The following is an 8,497-nucleotide window of genomic DNA, read 5'->3' on the forward strand; positions in this document are numbered from 1 at the left end:
GTGGGACGTTCTCGGCTCCAACCCGTACCGCTGGCTCGGCTGACCGTGCTGGGGCGCGGCGTACTGGCGGTGCTGCTGTTCGGCGCGGTGGCGGTGCTGCTCGGCCCGGCGAGACCGGCGGCGGCGCACGCCGCGGTGGTCGGCACGGTGCCGCAGCAGCAGGCCGTACTCGGCTTCTCACCGACCGAGGTCACGATCACCTTCAGCGAACCGGTGACCCTGGTGCCCGGCCGGGCGCAGGTGCTGGCCCCGGACGGCAAGCGGATCAACAGCGCGGAGGCCACCGTCCGGGACGCCACGCTGCGGATCCCGATCCGGGTCGCCGACCGGCCGCTCGGGACGTACCTGGTCAGCTACCGGGTGATCTCCGCCGACAGCCATCCGGTCGCCGGCAGCTACACCTTCGCGGTCGGCGCCGCCTCGGCCACCCCGCCCGAGCCGGCCGACGAGACGGTACGCCCCGACGTGCGGCTCGCGGTGCCGGCGACCAGATACCTCGGGTACGCCGGACTCGTCCTGCTGATCGGTCCGACGCTGCTGCTCGGGCTGCTCTGGCCACGCCGGCTGCCCCGCCGGGGCGCCGTCCGGCTGGTCCGGGCCGGTCTGCTGCTGGTCGCGGCCGGCACCCTGGCCGGGTTCTGGGCACAGGCGCCCTACACCAGCGGCGCCGGGCTGCTGGACGTCTCCGGTCCCGAGCTGCGGCAGGTGCTCGACTCGGACTTCGGGCTGGCGCTCGCCGCCAGGCTGGGCATCGTGGCACTGGTCGCCGCCCTGCTGCCGCCGGTGCTGGCCGGTCGGGCCGGTCGGGTCCGGGCCGGGCTGCTGGTCGCGCTCGGGCTGGCCGGGCTGGCCACCTGGCCGCTGGCCGGGCACGCCGCCGCCTCGCCCACCCCGCTGGCCAGCGGGATCGCCGGCGTCGTACACCTGGCCGCGATGTCGGTCTGGCTCGGCGGGCTGGTGACGCTGGTCTGCTTCCCGCTGCGCGCCGCCCATCCCCGGGTGCTGGCGGTCGTCCTGCCGGTCTGGTCCCGCTGGGCGAGCATCGCGGTGCTCTGGCTGGTCGCCGGTGGGCTGGTGCAGGCGGTGATCGAGATCGGCGCACCGGGCGCACTCTTCGGCACCGGCTACGGACGGCTGGTACTGGCCAAGGTGGCGCTGCTGGCGCTGCTGCTCGGCGCCGCCGGGTACGCCCGCCGCCTGGTCCGCGGCCGGGCGACCGGCACACCCGGCCCCCCGCCCGACAGCACCCGGACCGCGCGGCGGCGGTTGCGCCGGACGGTCGGCCTGGAGGTGCTGGTCGGCCTGGTGGTGCTCGGGGTCAGCGCGGTACTGGTGCAGACCACCCCGGGGCGCAACGCCGGGATCGAGGCCGAGATCGCCGCCTCGGACACCTTCGCCCAGACGCTCAGCTCACCGCTCTACACCCTCCAGTTCGACATCTATCCGGTGCAGCTCGGGCCGAACAACACCGTGCACGCCTACGTCTACACCCCGGACGGCAAGCCGCTGCCGGCGGTGGAGTGGACGCTGACCGCCGCGCTGCCGGCGCAGGGTGTCGAGCCGACCGACACCCCGATGCTGGGCATCGAGCCGCACCACGCGGTCGGGGCGGTGAGCTTCCCGATCCCCGGCGACTGGGAACTGCGGTTCACGGTACGCACCTCGGAGATCGACCAGGCCACCGTGCGGACCGTCGTACGGGTGCGCTGAGACGGGTGCGCTGAGACGGGGGGCGGCGGGCTCAGGGCTCGACCAGGCCGGCCCGGATGGCGTACCGGGTGAGGTCGATCCGGTCCCGCATGCCGAGTTTGGCCAGGATGTTGGCCCGGTGCCGGTCGACCGTCTTCACGCTGATCACCAGCGCCTCGGCGATCTCCTTCGCCGAGTTGCCCTCGGCGATCAGCTTGATGACCTCCTCCTCCCGGGGCGTCAGGATGCTCTCCGGCAGCTTCTCGCCCTGCCGGGCCCGGTGCAGGTAGTCACGGATCAGCGCGGTGATCGCACCGGGATAGAGGAACGGCTCGCCGCGCATCGCCGCCCGGCACGCCTCCAGCAGGTCCCGGTCGGCCACCGACTTGAGCACGTAGCCGGAGGCTCCGGCCCGGAGCGCCTCGAAGAAGTACTGCTCGTTGTCGTGCATCGAGAGCATCAGGATGCGTACCCCGGGCGCCCGCCGGGAGATCTCCCGGGCCGCCTGGAGGCCGGTCATCCTCGGCATGGCGATGTCCAGGACGACCAGGTCGATCTCGGTCCGCCGGACCGCCTCCACCGCCTCGGCCCCGTCGGCCGCCTCGGCGACCACCCGCAGGTCGGGCTCGGCGTCGAGGATCAGCCGCAGGCCCCGGCGGACCAGCGCGTGGTCGTCGGCCAGCAGGATCCGGGTCTCGGTCGCGGGCATGCTCACGCTCCCCTCTCCGCCGGCCCGGCGGCGGGCACGGTCAGCCGGACCTCGGTGCCGGCGCCGGGTGCGGCGGTGATGGTCAGCCGGGCGCCGATCAGCAGTGCCCGCTCCCGCATCCCCCGGATGCCGGCGCCCTCCTGGCGTACCTCGCCGAGGCCGTCGTCGGCGACCCGCAGCACCACCGCGCCGGCCCCGGCCCGCAGCGACAGCTCGACCCGGCCGGCCCGGGCGTGCCGGGCCACGTTGGTCAGGCTCTCCTGGGCGATCCGGTAGATCACCAGCTCCTTCTCCGCGCTCAGCGCCGGCAGGTCCGGCGTCGATCGTCGCACCACCGGTACCCCGCTGACCTGTGAAAACTCCGTGGCTAACGCGTTGAGTGCGCTGAGCAGCCCGAGGTCGGTCAGTACGTCCGGCCGGAGCCGCCGGGCCACCCGCCCCACGTCGTCGAGGCTTTCCCGCAGCGTCTCCTGCACCGCGTGCAACTCCTCGCGCAGCTCGGCCGGGGCCCGGTCCACCGCCCGCTTGAGCCCGAGCAGCACCACCGTGAGGCTCTGCCCGATCTCGTCGTGCAGTTCCCGGGCGATCCGCTGCCGCTCCCCCTCCTGGGCGGCGAGCGCGTGCGCGCTGCTGGCGCTGCGTTCCGCCTCCAGCCGGTCGAGCATCGCGTTGAAGGTCTCGATCAGGTTGGTCAGGTCGCCGTTGCCGGCGTCCACCAGCCGGTCCCCGGTGCGCAGCAGGTCGACCCGGCGCATCAGCGTGGTCAGCGCGTCGAGCGGGGCCAGACTGGCCCGGAGCAGCAGGGCGTTCACCGCCAGGATCAGCGCCAGGCCGACGGTCAGCACCGGGATCTCGGTCAGCAGCACCGGCGACGAGACGGTGGCCGGGGAGAGCGCGAGCACCAGCGTGCCGACCGTGAAGACCAGGCCGTTCAGCAGGAACAGCCGGCGGAACAGCGCCCGGGCCGGGGTGCGACGACCGGGGCGGCCGGAAGCGCCGGTTCGCCCCGGTGCGTCCGGTCCGGGCACGGCTGCCCGGTCAGCGGTCTCGGTCACCCTGCCAGCCTCGCCCGGGAGCTGCCGGTTTGTCCATCTGGTCGGACACCCACCTCGACCGGGGCCGACCGACACCACCCCAGGTCACCTGCATGCTCCACCCCACCGGAGATGGGTGTCGGACCCGATGGTCGGGCGGCGCGCTGTCCCGAATTCTTGGTACCGGAACCGGCGGCCAACCCGCGACCGAGACCGGAACCGGCACCCGAACCCTGCGACTACGCCCCGAGCACCGGCCGGCGTACGGGGGTGCCGCCCCGCCGCCCCTACCCCGAGCGAGGCCACAGTGGACATCACCCGGACCACCGTTCCCGGCGTCGGCGTCGTACACCACTTCCTGACCCGGGGCGGGCAGCGGTTCGGCGTACTGCTGGACCAGAGCGGCCTTCGGTCCCTGCTGCTGTACGGGCCGGACGACCCGGACGTACCGGTGCAGCGGATTCCGCTGGACCACGACGAGGCCGACCAGATCGCCGAGGTGCTGCACAGCACGCCGATGGCCGACCGGCTGGCCAGCCTGGAGCGCCGCCTCGCCAACCTGCACGGCGGATCCGCGTGACCGCGGTACGCCCACGCGGCCGCCTCGCCGGCCAGGCTCCCTGCCGCCGGGAGAACCCGTCGCCACCGGGAGGTTACGTTGTCCAAGAGTCCCTCAGGTCCGACCGTCGCGGCGCGACGGCCGACGCCGGCCCGCGCCCGGGGAGATGGTGGAATGCAGGCGCAGCAGATCGCCGTGGTGGTACCGACGGTGACCGTCCGGGACTCGGTGGCCCGGGCAGTCCGGCTGATGGCGCTGCGCCGGCTGCCGGGCATGATCGTGGTGGACGACCGGGGCCGGCCGAAGACCGTGCTCCCCGGCACCCAGGTGCTCCGGATGGCGGTGCCGGACGCCTACCGGGAGGATCCGGTGCTGGCCCGGACCATCGACGAGGCGCACGCCGACCTCTTCTGGGAGGAGTTGGGCAACCTGACCGTGGGCGACTGCCTGCACCGGGAGCCGCCCCGGGTGACGACCGTGGGCCTTTCCGGAACGCTGCTGGAGGTCGCCGCACTGATGGCTCGGCAGCGCAGCCCGCTGGTGGGAGTGGTCGACGGCGCCGGGGTACTCGTCGGGGCGATCACCCTGGACCGGGTACTCGCCGAGTTCGCGGTGGCCGAACCGGACGTCTGACCCCGGCCCGGCCGGCCGCCGCGCGTCGTGCGGCGGCCGGCCACCCCGGCAGCGCGCCGCCAGGCAGCACGACTCGACCGGGGTGCGCCCGATGAGCGCCATCGCCGCGCTCGTCATCTTCGTGGTGGCGTTCTTCTTCATCGCCAGCGAGAAGGCGGACAAGGTCAAGGTGGTGCTGATCGCCGCCGCCGCGATGCTGGTGTTCGGCTTCGCGCCGGGGGCCGAGGTCTATTTCTCCGAGCACGAGGGGATCGACTGGAAGGTCATCTTCCTGCTGCTCGGGATGATGATCATCGTCGGCGTACTGAAGCAGACCGGCGCCTTCGACTACCTGGCGATCTGGGCCGCCAAGAGGTCGTCCGGCCGGCCGTACCGGCTGATGGTGATGCTGATGCTGATCACCGCCATCGCCTCGCCGTTCCTGGACAACGTCACGACCATCATGCTGGTCGCCCCGGTGACGGTGGTGGTCTGCAACCGGCTGCACATCCCGGCGCAGCCCTACCTGATCGCCGAGGTGCTGGCCTCCAACATCGGCGGCGCGGCGACCCTGATCGGCGACCCGCCCAACATCATCATCGGCAGCCGCGCCGGGCTGACCTTCGGGGACTTCCTGGTGCACATGGCGCCGCCGGTCGTGGTGATCTTCGCGGTCTTCGTACTCTTCACCCGGGTGCTGTTCCGCAGGTCGTTCCGGTACAACCCCGAGCACGTCGAGGCGGTGCTGGCGTTGCAGGAGCGGCGGGCGATCACCGACGTACGGCTGCTGGTCCGCTGCCTCGTCGTGCTCGGCCTGGTGGTGGTCGGCTTCGGGCTGCACTCGGTGCTGCACATCGACCCGTCCGTGGTGGCGATGGTCGGCGCCGGGGTGATGCTGCTGGTGTCCAGGATGGACGTCTCCGATGTGCTCGCGGAGGTCGAGTGGCCCACCCTGGTCTTCTTCATGGGGCTGTTCGTGATGGTCTCCGGCCTGGTGCACACCGGTGTGATCGCCACCTTCGGCGAGTGGGTGATCGACCAGGTGGACGGCGACTTCTTCGCCGCCGCGACCGCGTTGCTCTTCGGCTCGGCGGTGCTGGGGGCGTTCTTCGACAACATCCCGTATGTCGCCACCATGGCGCCGGTGGTCGAGGGGCTGGTCGCCGAGGCGCCCGACCCGGGGACCGGGCAGGCGCTCTGGTGGGCCTTCGCCCTCGGCGCGGATTTCGGCGGCAACGGCACCGCGGTCGCCGCCAGCGCCAACGTGGTGGCGATCGGCATCGCCGCCCGGACCGGTCACCGGATCTCGTTCTGGCAGTTCACCCGATACGGCATCATCGTCACGATCATGAGTACCCTGCTCGCCTGGCTCTACGTCTGGCTGCGGTACTTCATGTGACGGTGCCGGCCGTGCCCTCCGCTGATGGTTGAGGAACATCGTGCGATCGGCGCGCCGTACGACTTGGTGAGGTCGGTCAGTTCGACCGTTGGGATGGTTGTCGGCATACCCGCAATGCTGCCGGCGGCAGGGTTGGACGGGCCGGCCCGCGCGTCACGACCTGACCATGACAACTGTCAGCCGTACCCGCGCCGCCGAGCCCCGCCTGCCGGGCGGTGTCCGTGCTCGGCACTGTAGAGCTGCCCCGTCTGTGCGCCCAGTCGATCATCGGCGCCGTTCCCGGGACGGACCCGGTCTCCGCAGCGCTTCGGTCTGTCCCACCGGCGCCGGAAGATCGGAGACGAGGCCCCGGGCGACCCCCGGCCGACCGGTGCCGTGGTCGGTGGGTGCACGGACCGGGCAGCTCGACAGTGCGCGGAAGACATGCCGCGGTCGGCCGGGCCACCGAGCGGTGGTGGCCCGGCGAGCGTGCCTGGCGGCGACAGCCGGGGCGGCGACGGTGTGCGCGGCGGGCGGCGGGTCAGTGCCCCCGGGCCAGCCACTCGTCGAGGTGCGGCGCCTCGGCGCCGATGGTGGTGCTCGCACCGTGCCCGGTGTGCACCACCGTCTCCGGCGGCAGGCTCAACAGCCGCCGCCTGATCGACTCGACGATCGTGCCGAAGTCGCTGAACGACCGCCCGGTCGCTCCGGGGCCGCCCTGGAACAGGGTGTCGCCGGTGAAGACCGCGCCGAGCGCGGGCGCGTACAGCGAGCAGGCCCCCGGGCTGTGGCCAGGGGTGTGCAGGACCTCCAGCGTGCTGCCGGCCACCTCGATCGACTGCCCGTCCCGCAGCTCCCCGCCCGGCGGTACCTCCGGGTGCACCATGTCCCAGAGCACCCGGTCCGCCGGGTGCAGCAGCACCTGGGCACCGGTCGCCTCGGCCAACGCCGGCGCGACCCGTACGTGGTCGTCGTGCGCGTGCGTGGCCAGGATCGCGAGCACCCGCCGGTCGCCGACCACGGCCAGGATCCTGTCCACGTCGTGCGGCGCGTCGATCACCACGCACTCGGTGTCGTCGCCGACCACCCAGACGTTGTTGTCCACATCGAAGGTCTGGCCGTCGAGCGAGAAGGTACCCGAGGTGACCGCGTGGTCGATGCGGGCCGCCATCAGAAGATCACCACCGACCGCAGCACGTCGCCGTGGTGCATCTTGTCGAACGCGTCCTCGACCTGGTCGAGGGCGATCTCCTCGGTGACGAACGCGTCCAGGTCCAGCCGCCCCTGGAGGTAGAGCGAGGTCAGCATCGGGAAATCCCGGTCCGGCAGGCAGTCGCCGTACCAGCTCGACTTGAGCGCGCCGCCCCGGCCGAAGACGTCGAGCAGCGGCAGGTCGGGCACCTTCATCTCCGGGGTGGGTACCCCGACCAGCACGACGGTACCGGCCAGGTCACGGGCGTAGAACGCCTGCTTCCAGGTCTCCGGCCGGCCGACCGCCTCGATCACCACGTCCGCGCCGTGCCCGCCGGTCAGTTCCCGGATCGCCTCCACCGGGTCGGTTTCCCGGGCGTTGACGGTGTGCGTCGCGCCGAATCCCCTGGCCCACTCCAGCTTCCGCGGGTCGGTGTCGACCGCGATGATCGTGGTCGCGCCGGCCAGCGCCGCGCCGGCCACCGCGCCGTCGCCGACTCCACCGCAGCCGATGACCGCGACCGAGTCGCCCCGGGTGACGCCGCCGGTGTTCACCGCCGCGCCGAGTCCGGCCATCACGCCGCAGCCGAGCAGCCCGACGGCGGCCGGCCGGGCCGCCGGGTCGACCTTGGTGCACTGCCCGGCGTGTACCAGGGTCTTCTCCACGAACGCGCCGATGCCCAGCGCCGGGGAGAGTTCCGTGCCATCGGTCAGGGTCATCTTCTGCTTGGCGTTGTGGGTGGCGAAGCAGTACCACGGCTTGCCGCGCCGACAGGCCCGACAGTTGCCGCAGACAGCCCGCCAGTTGAGCACCACGAAGTCGCCCGGGGCGACGTCGGTCACCCCGGCGCCGACCTGCTCCACGATCCCGGCGGCCTCGTGTCCGAGCAGGAACGGGAAGTCGTCGTTGATGCCGCCCTCGCGGTAGTGCAGGTCGGTGTGGCAGACGCCGCACGCCTGCACCCGCACCACGGCCTCACCCGGCCCGGGATCCGGTACGACGATGGTGGTCACCTCGACCGGCGCACCCTTGGCCCTGGCGATGACCCCGCGTACTTCCTGGCTCACGCTGCCTCCTCAAGATCTCGATCCCGATCCGCCGTAGCATGTCACGGCCGTCCCCTTCGCTGGCGCGGCTCACCCGCATGCGGAACGGCACCGATGGCGCGGCGGGCGGGAGGCCGGAGCACGGCGCCGGACCGGGGACGGGCGGAGCGCACCAGGAAGTCTGGCAGGCCGGGACGCCGTACGCACCGGCCGGGACGGCGGACATTCGACGCGCCGCCGCAGTCGGACGCTCCGGGTCTGTCGTCCCGTCCGTCACC

Annotated in this window: 8 protein-coding genes; 4 read left to right on the top strand and 4 right to left on the bottom strand. The window is 72.8% G+C overall.

Translation table 11 applies throughout. From position 1 onward, the window contains the following. On the top strand, window positions 1-1,710 hold the full coding sequence (locus tag AAH979_RS28505) for a copper resistance protein CopC (protein ID WP_346261202.1): 1,710 nt from the start codon (window positions 1-3) through the stop codon (window positions 1,708-1,710). 31 nt (window positions 1,711-1,741) lie between these two features. Here the strand turns inward: AAH979_RS28505 and AAH979_RS28510 are convergent, their stop codons facing one another. Both AAH979_RS28510 and AAH979_RS28515 read right to left on the bottom strand, forming a co-directional pair. Further along, window positions 1,742-2,398: a response regulator transcription factor gene (locus tag AAH979_RS28510; RefSeq protein ID WP_346261203.1), complete on the bottom strand. Its 657-nt coding sequence runs from the start codon at window positions 2,396-2,398 to the stop codon at window positions 1,742-1,744. Window positions 2,399-2,400: 2 nt separating this feature from the next. After that, window positions 2,401-3,453, bottom strand: coding sequence for a sensor histidine kinase (locus tag AAH979_RS28515; protein WP_346261204.1), 1,053 nt, complete (start codon window positions 3,451-3,453; stop codon window positions 2,401-2,403). 286 nt (window positions 3,454-3,739) lie between these two features. Between AAH979_RS28515 and AAH979_RS28520 the strand changes: the two genes are divergently transcribed. The 3 genes from AAH979_RS28520 (at window position 3,740) to AAH979_RS28530 (ending at window position 6,002) form a co-directional block, all read left to right on the top strand. Next, window positions 3,740-4,012, top strand: a complete 273-nt coding sequence (locus AAH979_RS28520) for a hypothetical protein (RefSeq protein WP_346261205.1) — start codon at window positions 3,740-3,742, stop codon at window positions 4,010-4,012. Window positions 4,013-4,165: 153 nt separating this feature from the next. Next, a complete protein-coding gene (locus AAH979_RS28525; RefSeq protein WP_346261206.1) occupies window positions 4,166-4,624 on the top strand; it encodes a CBS domain-containing protein in 459 nt (152 codons plus the stop codon). Window positions 4,625-4,715: 91 nt separating this feature from the next. Beyond that, window positions 4,716-6,002 (top strand): ArsB/NhaD family transporter, encoded by a 1,287-nt coding sequence (locus AAH979_RS28530; protein WP_346261207.1) that lies wholly within the window; start codon window positions 4,716-4,718, stop codon window positions 6,000-6,002. Window positions 6,003-6,522: 520 nt separating this feature from the next. On the opposite strand, the gene AAH979_RS28535 is transcribed toward AAH979_RS28530, so the two are convergent. Beyond that, window positions 6,523-7,152 (bottom strand): MBL fold metallo-hydrolase, encoded by a 630-nt coding sequence (locus AAH979_RS28535; protein WP_346261208.1) that lies wholly within the window; start codon window positions 7,150-7,152, stop codon window positions 6,523-6,525. Then, the gene (locus AAH979_RS28540; RefSeq protein ID WP_346261209.1) at window positions 7,152-8,240 is read right to left on the bottom strand and encodes an S-(hydroxymethyl)mycothiol dehydrogenase; all 1,089 of its coding nucleotides are present in this window, start codon (window positions 8,238-8,240) and stop codon (window positions 7,152-7,154) included. The genes AAH979_RS28535 and AAH979_RS28540 overlap by 1 nt, the downstream gene beginning before the upstream one ends. Between the last annotated feature and the right edge of the window lie 257 nt (window positions 8,241-8,497).

The sequence above is a fragment of the Plantactinospora sp. ZYX-F-223 genome (genome assembly GCF_039649625.1).
Classification (GTDB): domain Bacteria; phylum Actinomycetota; class Actinomycetes; order Mycobacteriales; family Micromonosporaceae; genus Plantactinospora.

Coding starts and splice junctions, on each gene's coding strand:
- AAH979_RS28510 (WP_346261203.1), bottom strand. CDS start 2,398: ATGCCCGCGACCGAGACCCGGATCCTGCTGGCCGACGACCACGCGCTG.
- AAH979_RS28525 (WP_346261206.1), top strand. CDS start 4,166: ATGCAGGCGCAGCAGATCGCCGTGGTGGTACCGACGGTGACCGTCCGG.
- AAH979_RS28530 (WP_346261207.1), top strand. CDS start 4,716: ATGAGCGCCATCGCCGCGCTCGTCATCTTCGTGGTGGCGTTCTTCTTC.
- AAH979_RS28535 (WP_346261208.1), bottom strand. CDS start 7,152: ATGGCGGCCCGCATCGACCACGCGGTCACCTCGGGTACCTTCTCGCTC.